The organism is Lysinibacillus sp. NPDC093190, assembly GCF_050280425.1.
In the GTDB taxonomy this organism is placed as follows: domain Bacteria; phylum Bacillota; class Bacilli; order Bacillales_A; family Planococcaceae; genus Lysinibacillus.
In genome coordinates this window covers 151,061-168,492 of sequence record NZ_JBNNVG010000007.1, presented here as the reverse complement: position 1 = coordinate 168,492, position 17,432 = coordinate 151,061, and the positions used below count along the sequence as shown (strand labels likewise).

The following is a 17,432-nucleotide window of genomic DNA, read 5'->3' as shown; positions in this document are numbered from 1 at the left end:
AGACCCTGCAGCGAAGCGGATGTTTTCTGTGCGAAAGCGAAGCGTCAGCAACAAAGCGCCCAGTCGGAATGGAAGTCAACCTCACACTTTGTTGATGATCTGAAATCTAGGTAAAAATTATGTGTATGTAAGAGAGAAGAAATACGAAGTGTTAACGCAATTATGCTAAGGCGTAACCGATTCGGCAAAAGGAGGAATTAACTATGAGCAATGTACCGACAGAAAATACGACTAAAACAATGAAGGAACAAATTTTAGCAGGGGGCCTGCCAAAATATCACGATAAAAATGCACAACAAGGAAAGCTATTTGTACGTGAACGACTCGAATTATTATTAGATGATGGACTTCAGTCAGAAGATGGCTTGTATGCGAACTGCTTAGCAGGTGACCTACCAGCAGATGGCGTTGTCACAGGAATCGGTAAAATCCATGGCCGTACTGTTTGCGTCTTAGCAAACGATTCGACGATTAAAGCTGGCTCTTGGGGGAAACGTACAGTAGAAAAAATGATTCGTATTCAAGAAACAGCTGAAAAGCTAAATTGCCCATTACTGTATCTAGTCGATTCAGCAGGGGCGCGTATTACAGATCAATTAGAAATGTTCCCTGGTCGAAGAGGAGCAGGACGTATTTTTTATAATCAGGTAAAGCTTTCTGGTAAAATTCCTCAAATATGCTTACTGTTTGGACCTTCGGCAGCAGGAGGTGCATATATCCCTGCATTCTGCGATATTGTAGTCATGGTAGAGGGCAATGCATCGATGTATTTAGGATCCCCACGTATGGCGGAAATGGTGATAGGTGAGAAGGTAGATTTGGAAACAATGGGTGGAGCGAAAATGCACTGTTCTGTTTCCGGTTGCGGAGATGTACTTGCTAAAACAGAACAGGAAGCCATTTCCTATGCCCGTAAATACTTGAGCTATTTCCCGAACAACTTTGCAGAGCGCGGGAAGGTAGAGATTCCAAAACCGCCAGCTTCATTTGAGAAATCGATTGAGGAACTAATACCGAAAAATCAGAACGTTCCTTTTGATATGTATAAGTTAATTGATCGTATTATTGATGAAGATTCATTTTGTGAAGTAAAAAAATTATTCGCTCCTGAATTAATTACAGGGCTAGGGCGCATTAATGGGCAATCGGTTGGAATTATTGCCAACCAACCTCGCGTAAAGGGGGGCGTTTTGTTCCACGATTCAGCTGATAAAGCAGCAAAGTTCATTTCACTTTGTGATGCGTTTAATATTCCGCTTCTTTTCCTTGCAGATGTACCAGGCTTTATGATTGGTACGCAAGTTGAAAAAGCAGGGATTATACGCCATGGTGCGAAAATGATTTTTGCCATGAGTGAGGCAACCGTTCCAAAATTAACGGTCATTGTTCGTAAGGCATATGGTGCAGGGCTGTATGCGATGGCAGGACCTGCTTTTGAGCCAGACTGCTGTATTGCGCTATCCAACGCGCAAATTGCTGTAATGGGTCCAGAAGCTGCGGTCAACGCAGTATACGCAAATAAAATTGCTGAACTCCCAAAAGAGGAACAGGCAAGCTTTATTGCAGAGAAACGCAAGGAATATCAAGAGGAAATCGATGTCTATCGTCTAGCCTCAGAGCTGATCATTGACGATGTTATTGAGCCAAATGATTTAAGAAAAGCACTTGAATCACGTTTAGAGCTCTATATGTCAAAGTACTTATTATTCTCAGAACGTAAGCATGGAGTAAATCCTGTATAAAGTCTGAAATAATGCTGTCTCAGTTTAATTGAGGCAGCTTTTTTTTGTTCATCATAGAAAGTCGATGATGATATCTTGCTAAAATTTGTTTATTCATCTCTTTTCTAATTGAACCTGGACAAACGTATAGTATAGGGGGATAAAGTACTCCTAATGTGCTAGAAATGCCTTAAAACGCTTTACCCATCTTATTATTACCACTTGCATGGGGAAGAGGGGCATATTAAAATTATGAGAGGATACAGGGAAGTAGGTGGTATAGGCATGACAAAAAATAATATACAGGGTAGTGCCAAGCTACCGTTACCTTATCGTTCGTTGATAGATACATATTATTTACCGATCAAGATAACAGGTTGGATATTTTTTTGTATTTATTCCATTATAGCTTTTTATAAACTGGTCATTGATCGTCTAGTGAATGTAGTCATTATTTTATTCAATGGTGAATATTCTCTTGATGAATTAGGGTTGTTTGATTATAGTAACTGGCGATTAACTACAAATTTTGTTCCCTTTGATACAATTCTTCGCTATATAAATTACTCTCAGTATTTTAATGTTGATATCATTATTATTAATTTACTCGGCAATTTATTAATATTTACCCCAATGGGCTTCTTATTACCACTATTATCAAAAAAGTGTCGTCAAGCTTGGATAGTTATTTGTATAGGCTTTTTTTCTAGTCTAGCGGTAGAAACTATCCAGTTTATTTTTAGGGTCGGATCGGCAGATATTGATGATTTAATTTTAAATACACTTGGAGCATGGCTTGGTTACCTAGCCTATAAAAGTATTCTTATTAAACCTAAAAAAAATAGATAGAAACAGTCCTTGCCAAAGGGCTGTTTTTTTAGTGGTGAATTAACACCATTTATAAAGTGGTAACAGTAATAAATTTTATTGAAATTAAATATTGAAATACTAAATGAATAGAATATTTGGGGTTTGTTGAGGTCTTTATACCTATTTTGTCGAAAGTGATTTATTTCTTTAGGAGCTTAGTATTAATTAACTCTTGAATTTTATAAAGAAAATTCCGATAATTAGGATACAGAAACTGTTTAGATTGTATGAGTATAGTAAATAAAAGATTTGATCATATCTTTTATGTAACTTGCATATTAAATTAGAAAGCCGAGGTGAATTATATGAAACTATCAAGTGTAATAGAACAAGAAAGAATGTCATCACACTATAATCGTAAAAAGATTTTACAACGAAAACAAGCAGGTGATGCATATCGAAAAAACTCACTGTATTTTCCGCCAAAGAAAAATCCGTTATTGCTTGAACTAGAAAATTTACTATTAGGGCATACAGATCAAGATCTCTATGAGCAACAAAAAGAGGAATCTAAAGAAGTCACGCCTCAACAGCAAGCAATCATTCAAGATTTGCAACAAACGAAAAAGAATGTGCTCGCTCATGAGCAAGTGCCTATAGCAGATGAGGAGACGTTACAAATTCTAGAGCAGGTGCGGAATACAGCGCTAGCACCCACGCAACCATCACCACAGGATTTACGTGTAGCGGCAAGTGCAAATGCAATTCAACACATGCAAACGCAACTAAATGGTCAAGAGGTAGAAAAAGGTGACAGTGATCCTGCTTTTGTGCGTGAAGTAATTGAAGTTAAAGTTCCAGAACGTTTTTCGAAGGAATTGAAATTAAATCCATTTGCGGATACAATTTTCGGTAAGAGTTATGCAGAGGCATATAAGGCGCGAACATTTAAATACGCTTCTGAAAAATATGTCACTCATATTCAAATGGCGAAAGACGGCTATCGACCAGGAAATGACCCTATGTTCTCCATGATAGCCTAATGCTACAGATAGGAGTTTTTTACATGGCTAAGGCAAAACATGCGAAAACGAATGCTATAAGATTATTGGAGCAACAAAAAATACAGTTCGAAGTAATTGAATATGAGACTGGCGACGGCCAAGTTGACGGAATTTCGGTTGCTGAAAAAATTGGTCATCCAGTTTCTCGTGTTTTCAAAACATTAGTAGCAAAGGCAAGTGCACAAAAGCTTTTTGTATTTGTTATTCCTGTAGCAGATGAGCTTGATTTAAAAGCTGCTGCAAAGGTTGTAGGCGAGAAGAAAATCGACATGCTCCCTGTCAAGGAGTTACTCGGCTATACAGGCTATGCACGAGGCGGATGCTCTCCAGTCGGCATGAAGAAGCTTTATCCAACTGTCATCGACGCGTCGGCTAAGGAGCAAGGAAGTATTATTGTAAGTGCTGGAAAAATCGGCATGCAAATCCACGTACAGCTAGATGATTTAGTCGCTGCGACAAAGGCAAAGCTCGCACCAATTACCACTACCCAAGAATGATGCGTTGGGTAGTTTTTTTATTTAAGTTGTCAGGAAGTAAGAGTAGAAATGCTCAGGTAAGGTGAAGAACTGCTCAGCTAAGCGGAAGAACTGATAGTACAATCGCTCAGGTGTTCAACTACATGAAAATTCCGCCTAGAGAAGTTGTTACTAGCTCTATTAACGCTATATACACATTGCATAAGATACTTTGCAGAATCTTTTCTTCAACGGAGACAGCCAAAATTCATACTTCAAGATTTTTGTAGAAAATAGGGTGCAGTTAGAGCAATATCATACATAGAGAGAAGGATATGAAATGAGGAAAATTACGGGGTGGCGTTGGACGTTTTTTATTGGTGGCTTAATGGTGATGTCGCTTGGAATTACAATGTCCATTAAAGGGAAAATCGTAGGAACGAGCCCTTGGGATGTGTTGCATGTGGGTTTATTTCAGAATTTTGGTTTGTCAATTGGTACTTGGTCTATTTTAACAGGGCTTTTAATTGTTGTTTCAACTTCAATTATTTTACGAGAATGGCCAAAAATCGGGACATGGCTCAATATGCTACTTATCGGATCATTTATAGATGTTTTTAATTGGCTATTGCCGTCAACAAATATTTATGTCTTACAGATAACTTATTTTGTGGTAGGTTTATTTGTTTTAAGCTTTGGCTGTGGCATGTATATTGCACCGAATATGGGAGCGGGGCCACGGGATACAATAATGATGATTCTTGTTGAAAAATTTGGCGGGACGATTAAAACAGCACGAATGGGTATCGAGGTTCTTGTAACAATTTTTGGCTGGTTACTCGGAGGTCCTGTTGGCGTTGGTACTGTGGTCATTGCTTTAACATCAGGCTATATCGTGCAATATTCGTTACCTTATTGTCGTAAGGTATTAATGAAGTGTATTGGTAATATAGAGGGCATGAAGCCATTCTATTAAATAAGAAGCTACTTTTATTTGTAAAAAATAAAAGTAGCTCTTCATTTTTTAAAAGATCCCTTCATATAATGCAAGGCATAAGATAAAGGGGGATCGAAATTGAACGGAAATGTGACCTATTATTATGGACACGCACTGACTGGGCAAGGAGTTAAACATTTATATAAAGAAATGATGGAAGAGGCTGAATTAGTTTATATTTTGCAGGGTGCACCTACGTTTAAAGGATCGGAGCTTCTTAAAGAGCTTGGGTATTTTTATGTGAAACAAGGCTTTGCGGTGGAATGGTTTAAGCATGCTTTGCTGGAGGATATTGTTGAGGCGGTGTATGTTCAAGGATGTAATCGACTATTTGTATGGTCATCGGGGTGGGGGATTGAACCGATTTTCCTTGGCACAAAGCATCGGGTGATGTCATTTTATGATTGCTTAGAAGAAATCCAACTTGAAAAGGTTGGCGAACAGCTCGCTGATGCAATGACGGAACGAGAGTCATGGCGTGAGAAGTGTATTTCGAAGCTGAATAATGCTATAAAGATCCATGATGATTGGGAAGTAGTCACACAGAGCTGTATGAACTGGCAGGCATTAAATGACCAGGTTGAAAATTTAAAGACAGATGTTTTCCAATCGATTGTCTTAAATAAAACAGGAATGCGCACGCATCGTTTACTCGGAACATTAACACCGAGAGGGGCCGAAAATACAGTAGATAGCATAACAAAAAATGTAACTCGAAGATTGATGATCAAAGGGAAGCCAGGTACAGGTAAATCTTCTTTAATGAAAGGTTTAGCAGACGAAGCAAATACGAGAGGGCTCGATGCACAAATTATTTGGTGCGGCTTGGATTCAAACTCTGTTGATATGGTTATTATCCCGGAATTGAATTTCTGTATCTTTGATAGTACAGAGCCTCATATCTTTGACCCACAGGACGGAAGACTAGGGGATGAAATTTTCGATATAGGGAAACATTGCGCAATTTCACAGGAAGCAGGAGTCCAAATTGAAGATATTCGGGCAAAGTATAAAGAAGCAATGCAGGATGCAATGGGTTATTCGAAGCGTTATGCGGAAGCGGAGTATACAGTCCGTCGATTATTAGATAATTGTGTATCATCATCTCTTTGGCGAGAAAAAACTGCCCCACTATTCGAAAGATTAACAAAGTAATTTTTCTAATAGCATGCATGTGCTACACTAGGAACTAGAATAGTGTTCCTAGGAAAGGATGATACGCTTGTCAAAAGTATTGAATGCATTTTTAGATGAGAACCTAAAAGCCTTACACGATCAAGGCTTATACAATGAAATTGATCCAGTAGAGGGAGCAAACGGCCCAATTATTCAGGTACGTGGCAAAAATCTAATTAATCTATCTTCAAACAACTATCTTGGCTTAGCAACGAATGAAGATTTAAAGCGTATTGCCAAAGAAACAATTGAGACATACGGTGTGGGAGCTGGAGCAGTCCGTACTATTAATGGCACACTTGATTTACACGTAAAATTAGAGGAAAAGCTGGCTGAATTTAAAGGAACAGAAGCAGCTATCTCTTACCAATCAGGTTTTAACTGTAATATGGCAGCTATTTCAGCTGTTATGGATAAAAATGATGCAATTCTTTCAGACCAATTAAACCATGCATCGATTATTGATGGCTGTCGTTTATCTCGTGCAAAAATCATTGCCTTTAAACACTCAGATATGAACGATTTACGTGCGAAGGCAAAGGAAGCAAAAGAATCAGGCTTATACAATAAAGTCATGGTCATTACTGATGGTGTATTCTCAATGGACGGTGATATTGCAAAATTACCAGAAATCGTTGAGATTGCGAAAGAGTTTGATTTAATAACATATGTCGATGATGCGCACGGATCAGGTGTAACAGGTAAAGGAAAGGGCACTGTGAAGCATTTCGGTTTAGAAAAAGAAATTGACTTCCAAATTGGTACACTTTCTAAAGCAATTGGTGTTGTTGGTGGATATGTAGCAGGTAAGAAAAATTTAATTGACTGGCTGAAAGTGCGTTCTCGTCCATTTTTATTCTCAACAGCATTACCACCAGGTGATGTTGCTGCGATTACAGCGGCCGTGCAAATGCTGATTGACTCAACAGAGCTTCACGATAAGCTGTGGGAAAATGGCGATTATCTAAAAGCAGGTCTTGCTAAGCTCGGCTTTAATATCGGTGAATCTGAAACGCCAATTACACCATGTATTATTGGTGATGAAAAGCTTACGCAGGAATTTTCGCGTCGCCTATTTGAAGAGGGCGTCTACGCTAAATCAATCGTTTTCCCAACAGTTCCAAAAGGCACAGGACGTGTTCGTAACATGCCTACAGCGGCGCATACAAAAGAAATGCTGGACGACGCTCTAGCAATCTATGAAAAAGTCGGTCGTGAACTAGGCGTTATTCAATAAAAAATTGAGGCTGGGACATAACTAAATGGTTCCTTCATAAAGCCGAATAATCTCTAAATTAACAAAACACGATAAATAGAAAAACCGAACTATTTCGAAACACTTCATGAGCGTTTCATTGGATAGTTCGGTATTTTTGTTGGCTGAAACACTTTTGTCCCAGCCTCTTTTTAAGGTTCAGACGGATGGAAACGTCAAAGTGACGGATAGCCACCTCGAAATGGATAGCTTTATTTTGAGTGAATGACTTTCGCTGCTTTTAGATGCTTGATGTGTTCATCTGGTACATGCAATGATTTTAAAATATCTTCATTATGCTGTCCCAATGTGGGAGCGGCCTTCATTAGTTGCCCAGGCGTTTGTGAAAACTTCGCTGGGAAGCCAAGTGTACGCATTGGGCCGGCGACTGGATGTTCATAGGAAAGCACCATGCCACGTTCTAAAATATGGGGATCATTCAATGTTTGATCGTATGAATAGATGGGGCTAGCTGGTACACCATTTTCGTTTAATCGTTGAAGCCAATGAGTAGCTTGATGTTTTATTAATTCGCTTTCAATTTCTGCTTCAAGTACTTTCGCATTTTGAGCGCGTGAGTAGTTTGTCGCAAACAGAGGGTTGTCTAACCAATCGGGGCGATTCACGACTTTCGTGGCAAAAATCTCCCACAGCTTTTGATTGCCAGCTCCTATTAAAATATAGTCGTCTTTTGTTTTAAAGCCTTGATATGGAGCGGATATTCGGTGAGCAGTACCTGTACGTTCAGGTAATTCGCCATTTCCGAAATAAGCAGCAGCCTCCCAAACTGTCCATGCAAGCCCGGACTCGACAAGGGACACGTCGATGTATTGTCCTTCACCACTACGAAGTTTATAAATATATGCCATTAAAATAGACTGTAAAGCAGTTTGTGCAGCTGCAATATCGTTCACTGCAAAGCCAACTTTTACGGGTCTACCGCCAGCTTCACCAGTCATATGCATTAATCCGCTAAGCCCTTGTGCCATAATATCATAGCCGCCTTTTTGACTATATGGACCCGTTTGACCATAACCAGAAATGGAGCAATAAATAAGTCCAGGATTAATTTCTTTTAATGTTTCATAATCAATACCAAGTTTTTTTGTGACACCTGGCCGGTAATTTTCTACAAGAACATCTACAGATTGAATAAGTTCTTTGAATAATTCCAACCCTTTTGGCGTTTTTAAATTTATACAAACACCTTTTTTATTACGATTGACCATCATATACATATGGCTTTCTTCATTGACGAAGGGGCCCATTGTGCGCGTATCGTCTCCGTTTGGATATTTTTCGATTTTTATAACTTCGGCACCCATATCTGCTAGCACCATTGTGCAATAAGGGCCGGCAAGCACTTGTGATAAATCAACTACCTTTAAGCCTTCTAACGCTAGTTTCATCTATGATCGACTCCATCTTTTTTCACCAATGTGATATCACGTAGTCCCTTTATAGATATTGCCCCTGCTAATGCGATAGAGACTTTTAATTCATCATATAAATTCGTCATTACTTTTTCGACTCCTTGCTGTCCTTCTAATGCAAGCCCGTAGACGAAGGGACGACCAATGGCAACAGCATCTGCTCCTAAAGTGAGTGCCTTAAGAGCATCCATACCACGATACACACCGCTATCTAAAATAACAGGAATTCGTCCCTTTACAGCTTTAACAATGTCAGGAAGTGCATCAAGTGAACTAATTACGCCATCCAATTGGCGACCACCATGGTTTGATACGATAATACCGTCTATGCCGTTTTCTATAGCTAGTTTTGCGTCTTCAGGATGTAAGATTCCCTTTAATAAAATAGGGAGATTAGAACGGCGCTTTAATTCACGTACATTGTTCCAATTTAATGTTGGATGGAAAACATTTTGCAAAACGCCCTGTACATATGACTCAAATGAATCATCTGTTAAGGAAGCAGTAAAAACAGGGTCATTCATATAGTTTCCTCGTGCATACCCAAGCTTTAATGGTGAAAATTGATTGCGAACATCTTCTTCACGCCAGCCAAGCATGACTGTATCTACAGTTAAAACAATGGCCTCAAAACCAGCAGCCTCGGCTCGAGAGGCCATACTATATGCAATTTCCTCATTTGTTGACCAATATAATTGAAACCATTTAGTAGCAGTGGGAGCTGTTTGTGCTACATCCTCAAGTGCATAGCTTGAAACTGTACTTTGAATATAAGGAATTTTCAACTGATCAGCTGCACGTACAACGGCAAGCTCTCCTTCGTCATGCGCCATTCTGTTCATGCCAACAGGAGCAAATAAGAACGGAGTTGGATGTACTTTTCCGAACAATTCTATCGATGTATCAATGCTTGAAACATCATGTAAGAATCGTGGAATAATAGAGTATTTTTCAAAGGCTGCACGATTATTTCTTAATGTTTGCTCACCACCAGCACCTGAACGGATGTAACCAAACGGGCCAGCTTCCATTTTTTCCGCAACCGCCTTTTCTAAATCTGCAAAGCAAATAGGGAAGGGGGCTTGTGCATTAATATTTTTTAACAGTAGATCGCCATCTGTTGTCTTTGACATCGTTACTACCTCCCTTATTTATTGAAAATGGGCTTTCTTTTATTTAAAAATGCTTGGATACCTTCGTTGTAATCATCAGAGCTAAACGAATCAAGAATCATTTGAGCTAACTCTTCACTTTCTTCATTTTCACCATCGATAATGGCTTGAATGATTTTTTTTATGCCAGCATTTGCAACAGAGGATTTACTTAATAAATGATTAGCGAACTGAATTGTCGCGTTTTCAATATCCTCTGGCTCATATAAGGCAGTAATTAAACCGATATTTTTACCTTCGTCAGCTGTGAAAATATTCGCTGTATATAATATTTCCTTTGCTTTTGCCGCACCTACGATGTTCATTAGACGCTTTGTACTTTCAAGATTGTAGATGATACCGATGTTCGCTGCGGTGATGCCAAGCTTACTCTTAGGTGTTGCTAGTCGGAAATCACAAGCGTTGGCTAGCTCTAAGCCACCGCCAATAGCTACGCCTTGAATCATGGCAATTGTAGGGTGTGGAAATTTATAAAGAGCATCAATGGCTTTTAATGCTAAATCATTATAGTCTTTTGCATGATTGGTTGCATGACGAATGTCTAAAAACTCGCTAATATCTGCACCTGAAGAAAAGGCAACTTCATTAACACCACGAATAATTAAGATTTTAATAGAAGAATCTGTACGTAAAGCTTCAAGATTATCTAAAATGGTTTGGAACATAGCTTTCGATAAAGAGTTGCGTTTTTCAGGTCGATTTAACACCAGGGTAGCGATATAGCCATTTTTCTCTACATAAATTTCATTTGTCATCGTAATCCTCCTACTAATCTTTCTTTAGCTTCACGGCAAAGCGGTTACCTATTGATTGAATAATCTGAACAAGGATGATTAAGATAAACACTGTCGCATACATCACATCGACCTCATATCGTAAATGCCCGTAACGGTATGCAAGGTCACCTAAACCACCAGCACCAACCATTCCTGCCATTGCTGTTGCGCCTATAAGACCGATTGTGGCAATCGTTAAGCCCAAAATAATGGATGGGCGAGCCTCACGTAGTAAGACATTCCAAATAATATGACGACGTTTAATACCCATTGCTGTATAAGCTTCCACAACACCTGGATCAACTTCTAAAAGTGCCGTTTCCATAAGGCGCGCAATATAAGGCGCTGTATAAACAACAAGCGGCACAATAACACCTTTTACACCAATAGTTGTGCCAACGATTAGCTTCGTGAACGGTAAAATGAAGAATAGTAAAATAATGAACGGTACAGAGCGAATAATATTAATAAATAAATTGAAAAATTGATAGAGAAATTTATTTTCAAACGATTGCCCCGGACGAGTTAAAACGATTAAAAGCCCTAACGGAATCCCAATTAAAATAGAAAAGAATAATGAAATCCCGACCATTTGGAAGGTTTCGATAATGGATTTCCCAATAACATCTGACCAATCTGCAAAGAAGCTTTGAATGCTATTCATTTAATTCGCCTCCTAATTCTTCAACGCTTACCCCATTTTCTGCAAAATACTTAAGTGCTTTTTCTACGATATGTGCCTCACCGTGTAGATGCACGACAATATTACCGACAATGCCGTTTTTTAATTCAATGATATTGGCTGTTAAAATATTTGGTTGAACATCATAAACTTTGCTCACTTCTGCAAGTAATGGTTTTCCTGTACTCTCACCAAGGAATGTTAAACGAATAACACTTCCCGAAACATTTAATTGCTCGATAAGGGAAGGGGATAAATTACGTTGAGAAATGGTATTTAAAAACTTTCGGGTCGTTGGATGCTGAGGCTTCGAAAATAGTTCTATAGCAGAGCCATATTCCACAACTGTCCCTGATTCAAGAACGGATACATCATCGCAAATTTTTTGTATAACATTCATTTCATGTGTAATGAGTAAAATAGTGATGCCTAGCTCACGATTAATTTTCAAGAGAAGCTCAAGAATGGCGTCAGTTGTTTCAGGATCGAGTGCACTTGTCGCTTCATCACTGAGCAAAATCTCAGGCTCTTGGGCAAGGGCACGTGCAATAGCGACACGTTGTTTTTGACCACCTGAAAGCTGGCTAGGATAACTATCTAATTTCTCTGTTAGGCCAACAATTTCTGCATATTTTGCAACGCGTTTTTTTACTTCGGAGTCGTTATAGCCAAGAAGCTTTAATGGTACCGAAATATTGTTGTAAACAGTCGCTGTTTTTAAGAGGTTAAAATGCTGGAAGATCATCCCGATTTTTTGACGGGTTTTGCGGAGGTCGTTTAGAGAAAGGGAAGTAATATCTACATGATCAATCAATACCTTTCCTGTTGTTGGACGCTCTAATAAATTGACACAGCGAATAAGGGTACTTTTTCCTGCGCCACTATAGCCAATAACTCCATGAATTTCACCTTTTTTGACATGTAAGTTAATACCATCTATTGCTTTGACGATACCTTTTTTAGTTTTAAATTCTTTTGTTATATTTTCTAATTGAATCATACTGTGATATCTCCTTTCTAAGACCTTCTATAAAGCAAGAATCTGCTAGCTTTCCTGTAGGAGTCTTGCAGATTCTCGATTTTATGAAGGGTCCTTAATTGTCACTTACCAGCTTGGAATTACAGAACCTTGGAATTTTTCTTCTATAAATTTACGTACTTCATCAGATTGATAAGCTTCAACGAATTTTTTGATTGTTGGGTCGTCTTCGTTTTCAGCACGGACTGCAATGTAATTCACATAAGGAGAGTCAGTAGATTCTAAAAGGATTGAATCTTTTTTAGGATTAATGCCAGCATCAAGAGCGAAGTTCGTATTAATAGCTGCCACATCTACTTCACTAAGCTGTTTTGGAATTTGTGCAGCTTCTAATTCTATGAATTTTAAATTCTTTTTATTTTCTTCCACATCGCGAATAGATGCTGTTAAGCCGGTACCGTCTTTTAATTTAATATAGCCGGCCTCTTGAAGGACAAATAGGGCACGAGCTCCGTTCGTTGGATCATTTGGCAATCCGAATGTTGCACCATCAGGTACTTCATCGAGTGATTTATATTTTTCAGAGTAAATGCCTAAAGGATTTAAAATTGTTTTTCCTACTGGCACTAAATCTGTATTGTGATCTTTGTTAAATGTATCGAGGAATGGCTTGTGTTGATAGCTATTTACATCAAGATCACCCTCGGCTAACGATGTATTTGGTAAAACATAATCAGAGAAAGATTTTACTTCTACCTCTAAGCCCTGTTCTTTGGCAACTTTTGCAGCAACCTCTGCAATTTGCTCGTGTGGACCAGAAGTTACACCTACTACAATTTTATGTTCATTAATAGCCTTACTTTGACTATCTTTACTATCTTCTTTAGTACCACAGCCTACTAATGCTGCTACCAATGTGAGACTCGCTAAACCTAATAAAATTTTGTTTTTCTTTTTCATGAAACATACCTCCAAAGTTGTTTTATCGGTTTTTAAAAAAACAATTTCGCCTTGGCGTAATTGCCGTCCGGATTTTGAATTGTGCTAGCACAATTCAAAATCCGTGACATCCGCCGGAGGCTTTTATCTTCATATAAATGAAGATAAAAAAAACTCTCTTAAAAAATTAAGAGAGGCTCATGAAAAAGTGTCCTCTCTTATCTTTCAAACGATGATCGTTTGCAGGATTTAGCACCTTCCTTAAAAAAAGGAGGTTGCCGAGCTTCATAGGGCCAGTCCCTCAGCTACTCTTGATAAGAGATTTATAATATTTTTTTGTAAATCCGATAGAACTAATATAAATTATAGGATATAGTAAGTCAATCGAATTTTTAAAATTTTTTATTTTATTATAATATTTAGTTGAAACAGAATCCGCTAGAAGAAGGGCTGGAGCAACTAAAAAAGATAGTGAAATGAAAAACTGTTCCCATAGCAAGTTGAGCTAATGGAACAGTTTTTCGGGTAGAGTCTAGTCAGGTAGGGGGATTGAAATGTTCATGAGCTAAATAAGTTTAATTTTTCAATTCTGCTGATCGCTTCACATAAGCGGTCTTCGCTAACAAGTAAGCCAACCCGCACATAGCCTTCACCATATTGACCGAAGCCATTGCCTGCAGCTACTGCGATATCAGCTTTGTCGAGCAATAAATCGGCAAATTGTTCACTCGTAAAACCTAATGGAACAGGGAGCCATGCAAAGAAAGAGCCTCTCGGTGCTGTTACTTGCCAACCAATTCGCTGAGCTTCCTCAATCAGGACGTTTCGCCGACGCTCGTAAGTCGCTCTTAGTCCATCCGCGCAACTCTGGGAAGCAGTAAGTGCAACTGCCGCGGCTTGTTGCACTGCAGGAAATTGACTACAAAATAGATGATCTTGAATAAGGTTAATGGCTGCAACAATATCGGGGTTACCAACTGCAAAACCAATGCGCCAGCCTGCCATATTGTACGTTTTGGATAATGTATACATTTCAATACCGACATCTTTCGCACCGTCTGCTTGCAGGAAACTGATAGGTCTATTGCCGTCAAACCCAATCGCACCGTAGGCAAAATCATGTGATACGATAATATTGTGCTCTTTTGCAAAGCGTACTGTTTCCTCGAAAAATTCAAGTGTTGCAGTACCACCAGTTGGGTTATTCGGGTAATTCAAGTAAAGAAGCTTTGCCTTTTCTTTTACTTCATCGGATAAAGCATTATAATCAGGTAGGAAATTATTTTCTGCAAAAAGTGGCATGACTTCAAAATTTACATCACCTAATATAACACCAGATAAGTAATCTGGATATCCTGGATCCGGTAATAGCATTGTATCACCGGGATTTAAAACGGCTAACGGTAGCTCAACAAGACCGATTTTCGTACCACCGAGAATAGCTACCTCTGTTTCAGGGTCAATGTCAACATTGTATTCACGCTTGTAGAAGCTTGCTGCTGCTTGGCGTAATTCTACTATGCCACGAAATGGAGAGTATTTATGATTTTGAGGATTTTCTGCTGCCTCCTGTAATGCTTTAATAATATGTGGAGGAGTGGGTTGGTCTGGATTACCTTGGCCAAGATTAATAACATCACGCCCTTCAGCTAGAGCAGTGTTTACTTTTTGCACAAGTGCTGCAAAAAATTGAGTTGGGAGTTGCTGTAGTTTTTTTGAGAATTCCATGCACGTCCACCTTTTTCAGAATATAATAATTATTAAAGATATGATGCACATAATATTACTTTTTTTAGTAATTGTCTAGAGCCTTTTCAGTTAACTGAAAACAAAAAGAGACCCAAATGAGGTGGGAAAATTGAACAAAGTCTCATATTTTATCGTCAATGCTTTTACTACAGAGCTTTACAAGGGAAATCCCGCAGCAGTCTGTTTACTTGATTCAGCCATACCTGAGTCGACCATGCAGGAAATTGCTCAGGAGATTCCTGTACCAACAACAGCTTTTGTCCAAAAGAAAGATGATGATTTTTTTCTTAGATGGTTTACGCCAGCAAAGGAAATACCGATTTGTGGACATGGAACAATTGCTAGTGCTTTTTTACTCTGGAAACAAGGGATTGTACCCGTCAATTCTTCGATTACATTCCAGACTTTAAGTGGTCCTTTGCAAGCAAATTGGTTGAATGAACTAGTTGAAATAACAATTCAGAAGTATCGGTTAGAAGAGATGGAATGTCCTTTGGAGCTTGAAGAATGGCTTGGTATGAAACCAACATATGTAGGAAAAACAGAATTGGATTATATAGTGGAGCTAAGTCACGAAGAGTATATTGCAGATTTCAAAGCTGATTTTCTTGCGATGAAACAGTTCCCTGTACGTGGTGTTTGTATTACAAGTCGTTCTAAGGATGAGGGGATTGATATTGTCTCAAGATTCTTTTCTCCAGCACAAGGCATTGATGAAGATCATGTAAATGGTTCCTCTCATGGTGCGTTAGGACCTTACTGGTGTGAAAAATTATCAAAAGAAAGCATCGTTAGCAAACAGCTTTCAAAACGTGGTGGATTATTGTACGTTACACCAAAAATAAAAGATGTTGCTATTGCGGGTTCGGCAGTTCAAGTATTAAGTGGTGAAATATTAATCTAAATATTGAGCTTAAACCATGGAAGTAAGGTTGATTTATTGTAGTATAAATACAGAAAAGTACTGTCTAGAGGAGGAATAATAATGAAAATCGGTTGTATCCAATTAAACGTAGGCTTTGGCAAAGTAGAAGAAAATTTTGCTCGCGCTGAGGACAAGATTCGTGAAGCGGCAAAACAAGGTGCAGAAATTATTGTTCTACCAGAAATGTGGAATTCAGGATACGCACTTGAAAAATTACCAGACCTTGCAGATGTGGATGGAGAGCGTTCGAAAGCATTTTTATCAGATTTAGCGAAAGAGCTTGGCGTACATATTGTTGGTGGCTCTGTTTCAACGAAGAGGGGCGATAAATTTTACAACACGATGTATACGTTTGATAAAAATGGTGAGTTGGTAGGTGAATATAACAAGGCACATCTTTTCCGCTTAATGGATGAGCATTTATATTTAGAAGCAGGGGATGAAATGAATCGCTTTGCCCTTGGAGATATCGAGGCTGCGGGCGTGATATGCTATGATATCCGCTTCCCTGAATGGCTACGTGCTCACGCATTAGAGGGAGCAAAGGTATTGTTCGTACCAGCGCAATGGCCTACACCACGTATCGACCATTGGAAAACATTGTTACAAGCACGTGCCATTGAAAATCAATGCTTCGTCATCGCTGTTAATCGTATTTCTAGAAAGGTAGAAAACTTCAATGGTCAATCAATGATTATTCAACCATGGGGCGAAGTGCTGTGGGTTGGCGCAGAGGACGAAGAAGTAGCTGTTATCGATGTGGACTTTTCGATTGTCGATGAAGTACGAGGCCGAATTCCTGTTTATGACGACCGCAGACCTGGATTATATAGCGGAGTAGTTACCGAAAACTAAAATCTGATAGCACGCTCAAGGAGCAAAGCGATGTTGAGCGTGCTGTTAGGTGAACATCGCCGCAATTAGGTGAACATCGCTGATAAACAGGCGAACATCGCTGATAAACAGGTGAATATCGCTGATAAACAGGTGAACATCGCTGATAAACAGGCGAACATCGCTGATAAACAGGTGAACATCGCTGATAAACAGGTGAACATCGCTGATAAACAGGTGAACATCGCTGATAAACAGGTGAACATCGCTGATAAACAGGCGAACATCGCTGATAAACAGGCGAACATCGCTGATAAACAGGTGAACATCGCTGATAAACAGGTGAACATCGCTGATAAACAGGTGAACATCGCTGATAAACAGGTGAACATCGCTGATAAACAGGCGAACATCGCTGATAAACAGGCGAACATCGCTGATAAACAGGTGAACATCGCTGATAAA

Annotated in this window: 17 protein-coding genes and 1 riboswitch; of the genes, 9 read left to right on the top strand and 8 right to left on the bottom strand. The window is 39.0% G+C overall.

Annotated elements, in window-relative coordinates; genetic code table 11:
- The first annotated feature begins 203 nt into the window (after positions 1-203).
- From ACQKOF_RS08345 to ACQKOF_RS08315, 7 genes are all read left to right on the top strand, one after another.
- Positions 204-1,742, top strand: coding sequence for an acyl-CoA carboxylase subunit beta (locus ACQKOF_RS08345; protein ID WP_427555375.1), 1,539 nt, complete (start codon positions 204-206; stop codon positions 1,740-1,742).
- A 231-nt stretch (positions 1,743-1,973) separates the two neighbouring features.
- The gene (locus ACQKOF_RS08340; protein WP_427555373.1) at positions 1,974-2,570 is read left to right on the top strand and encodes a VanZ family protein; all 597 of its coding nucleotides are present in this window, start codon (positions 1,974-1,976) and stop codon (positions 2,568-2,570) included.
- 326 nt (positions 2,571-2,896) lie between these two features.
- On the top strand, positions 2,897-3,574 hold the full coding sequence (locus ACQKOF_RS08335) for a hypothetical protein (protein ID WP_427555370.1): 678 nt from the start codon (positions 2,897-2,899) through the stop codon (positions 3,572-3,574).
- Between the two features lie 23 nt (positions 3,575-3,597).
- The gene (gene ybaK, locus ACQKOF_RS08330) at positions 3,598-4,092 is read left to right on the top strand and encodes a Cys-tRNA(Pro) deacylase (protein WP_427555367.1); all 495 of its coding nucleotides are present in this window, start codon (positions 3,598-3,600) and stop codon (positions 4,090-4,092) included.
- 298 nt (positions 4,093-4,390) lie between these two features.
- On the top strand, positions 4,391-5,026 hold the full coding sequence (locus ACQKOF_RS08325) for a YczE/YyaS/YitT family protein (protein WP_370047614.1): 636 nt from the start codon (positions 4,391-4,393) through the stop codon (positions 5,024-5,026).
- A gap of 99 nt (positions 5,027-5,125) precedes the next feature.
- The gene (locus ACQKOF_RS08320; protein WP_427555364.1) at positions 5,126-6,202 is read left to right on the top strand and encodes a nucleotide kinase; all 1,077 of its coding nucleotides are present in this window, start codon (positions 5,126-5,128) and stop codon (positions 6,200-6,202) included.
- Between the two features lie 58 nt (positions 6,203-6,260).
- Complete coding sequence (locus ACQKOF_RS08315) at positions 6,261-7,460, top strand: glycine C-acetyltransferase (RefSeq protein ID WP_427555361.1); 1,200 nt, start codon at positions 6,261-6,263, stop codon at positions 7,458-7,460.
- A 230-nt stretch (positions 7,461-7,690) separates the two neighbouring features.
- On the opposite strand, the gene ACQKOF_RS08310 is transcribed toward ACQKOF_RS08315, so the two are convergent.
- From ACQKOF_RS08310 to ACQKOF_RS08280, 7 genes are all read right to left on the bottom strand, one after another.
- Positions 7,691-8,887: a CaiB/BaiF CoA transferase family protein gene (locus tag ACQKOF_RS08310; protein WP_427555359.1), complete on the bottom strand. Its 1,197-nt coding sequence runs from the start codon at positions 8,885-8,887 to the stop codon at positions 7,691-7,693.
- A complete protein-coding gene (locus ACQKOF_RS08305) occupies positions 8,884-10,044 on the bottom strand; it encodes an alpha-hydroxy acid oxidase (RefSeq protein WP_427555356.1) in 1,161 nt (386 codons plus the stop codon). Before ACQKOF_RS08305 ends, ACQKOF_RS08310 begins: the two co-directional genes overlap by 4 nt.
- A gap of 14 nt (positions 10,045-10,058) precedes the next feature.
- The gene (locus tag ACQKOF_RS08300; protein WP_427555353.1) at positions 10,059-10,838 is read right to left on the bottom strand and encodes an enoyl-CoA hydratase/isomerase family protein; all 780 of its coding nucleotides are present in this window, start codon (positions 10,836-10,838) and stop codon (positions 10,059-10,061) included.
- 13 nt (positions 10,839-10,851) lie between these two features.
- On the bottom strand, positions 10,852-11,523 hold the full coding sequence (locus ACQKOF_RS08295; protein ID WP_427555351.1) for a methionine ABC transporter permease: 672 nt from the start codon (positions 11,521-11,523) through the stop codon (positions 10,852-10,854).
- On the bottom strand, positions 11,516-12,541 hold the full coding sequence (locus tag ACQKOF_RS08290; RefSeq protein WP_427555348.1) for a methionine ABC transporter ATP-binding protein: 1,026 nt from the start codon (positions 12,539-12,541) through the stop codon (positions 11,516-11,518). Before ACQKOF_RS08290 ends, ACQKOF_RS08295 begins: the two co-directional genes overlap by 8 nt.
- 105 nt (positions 12,542-12,646) lie before the next feature.
- Positions 12,647-13,480: a MetQ/NlpA family ABC transporter substrate-binding protein gene (locus ACQKOF_RS08285; protein ID WP_427555345.1), complete on the bottom strand. Its 834-nt coding sequence runs from the start codon at positions 13,478-13,480 to the stop codon at positions 12,647-12,649.
- Between the two features lie 194 nt (positions 13,481-13,674).
- Positions 13,675-13,780, bottom strand: a riboswitch (SAM riboswitch).
- A gap of 237 nt (positions 13,781-14,017) precedes the next feature.
- Complete coding sequence (locus ACQKOF_RS08280) at positions 14,018-15,187, bottom strand: pyridoxal phosphate-dependent aminotransferase (RefSeq protein ID WP_427555342.1); 1,170 nt, start codon at positions 15,185-15,187, stop codon at positions 14,018-14,020.
- A gap of 130 nt (positions 15,188-15,317) precedes the next feature.
- Here ACQKOF_RS08280 and ACQKOF_RS08275 point away from each other — a divergent pair, with 130 nt between their 5' ends.
- Positions 15,318-16,112: a PhzF family phenazine biosynthesis protein gene (locus ACQKOF_RS08275; RefSeq protein WP_427555339.1), complete on the top strand. Its 795-nt coding sequence runs from the start codon at positions 15,318-15,320 to the stop codon at positions 16,110-16,112.
- A gap of 81 nt (positions 16,113-16,193) precedes the next feature.
- Positions 16,194-16,988 carry a carbon-nitrogen family hydrolase gene (locus ACQKOF_RS08270; protein ID WP_427555338.1) on the top strand — a complete coding sequence of 265 codons (795 nt, stop codon included), beginning with the start codon at positions 16,194-16,196 and terminating at the stop codon, positions 16,986-16,988.
- A gap of 45 nt (positions 16,989-17,033) precedes the next feature.
- Here ACQKOF_RS08270 and ACQKOF_RS08265 read toward each other — a convergent pair.
- Positions 17,034-17,432: hypothetical protein (locus tag ACQKOF_RS08265; RefSeq protein ID WP_427555335.1), on the bottom strand; the 399-nt coding region annotated here is incomplete at its 5' end.

Excerpts from the sequence above, each read along its gene's own strand:
- ACQKOF_RS08345 (WP_427555375.1), top strand. The coding sequence starts at position 204 with ATGAGCAATGTACCGACAGAAAATACGACTAAAACAATGAAGGAACAA.
- ACQKOF_RS08340 (WP_427555373.1), top strand. The coding sequence starts at position 1,974 with ATGAGAGGATACAGGGAAGTAGGTGGTATAGGCATGACAAAAAATAAT.
- ACQKOF_RS08335 (WP_427555370.1), top strand. The coding sequence starts at position 2,897 with ATGAAACTATCAAGTGTAATAGAACAAGAAAGAATGTCATCACACTAT.
- ybaK (WP_427555367.1), top strand. The coding sequence starts at position 3,598 with ATGGCTAAGGCAAAACATGCGAAAACGAATGCTATAAGATTATTGGAG.
- ACQKOF_RS08325 (WP_370047614.1), top strand. The coding sequence starts at position 4,391 with ATGAGGAAAATTACGGGGTGGCGTTGGACGTTTTTTATTGGTGGCTTA.
- ACQKOF_RS08315 (WP_427555361.1), top strand. The coding sequence starts at position 6,261 with ATGATACGCTTGTCAAAAGTATTGAATGCATTTTTAGATGAGAACCTA.
- ACQKOF_RS08310 (WP_427555359.1), bottom strand. The coding sequence starts at position 8,887 with ATGAAACTAGCGTTAGAAGGCTTAAAGGTAGTTGATTTATCACAAGTG.
- ACQKOF_RS08305 (WP_427555356.1), bottom strand. The coding sequence starts at position 10,044 with ATGTCAAAGACAACAGATGGCGATCTACTGTTAAAAAATATTAATGCA.
- ACQKOF_RS08300 (WP_427555353.1), bottom strand. The coding sequence starts at position 10,838 with ATGACAAATGAAATTTATGTAGAGAAAAATGGCTATATCGCTACCCTG.
- ACQKOF_RS08295 (WP_427555351.1), bottom strand. The coding sequence starts at position 11,523 with ATGAATAGCATTCAAAGCTTCTTTGCAGATTGGTCAGATGTTATTGGG.
- ACQKOF_RS08290 (WP_427555348.1), bottom strand. The coding sequence starts at position 12,541 with ATGATTCAATTAGAAAATATAACAAAAGAATTTAAAACTAAAAAAGGT.
- ACQKOF_RS08285 (WP_427555345.1), bottom strand. The coding sequence starts at position 13,480 with ATGAAAAAGAAAAACAAAATTTTATTAGGTTTAGCGAGTCTCACATTG.
- ACQKOF_RS08280 (WP_427555342.1), bottom strand. The coding sequence starts at position 15,187 with ATGGAATTCTCAAAAAAACTACAGCAACTCCCAACTCAATTTTTTGCA.
- ACQKOF_RS08270 (WP_427555338.1), top strand. The coding sequence starts at position 16,194 with ATGAAAATCGGTTGTATCCAATTAAACGTAGGCTTTGGCAAAGTAGAA.